Source organism: Streptomyces sp. L-9-10 (genome assembly GCF_004151105.1).
In the GTDB taxonomy this organism is placed as follows: domain Bacteria; phylum Actinomycetota; class Actinomycetes; order Streptomycetales; family Streptomycetaceae; genus Streptomyces.
Window position 1 is genome coordinate 1 of the sequence record NZ_PHRF01000092.1, and the last position, 240, is coordinate 240.

Sequence of the window (240 nt, forward strand, 5' to 3'; positions counted from 1 at the left end):
GCCGCGTCCAGCTGGTCCGACATCAGGGTGTCGTAGACGGGACGCTCGACGCTGCGCAGTACTCCGATGGGGGTGTGGTGGAGGGTGTCGGGGTCGGCGAGGCGGGAGAGTGCGAAGGCGGTGGTGGGGCTGGTGGTGTGGGCGTCGTGGACGAGGATCTGGGATGCGTTGTCGGGTGTGACGGTGACGACGTGGAGGTCGCCGGTGGCGGGGTCGCGGACCACGCCTTTGCGGCCGTCG

The 240-nt window shown here is 70.4% G+C and carries 1 pseudogene; it reads right to left on the minus strand.

The window, feature by feature from the left end:
- A pseudogene (locus tag CU044_RS21300) lies at positions 1-240 on the minus strand (2-oxoacid:ferredoxin oxidoreductase subunit beta); the annotation flags it as partial.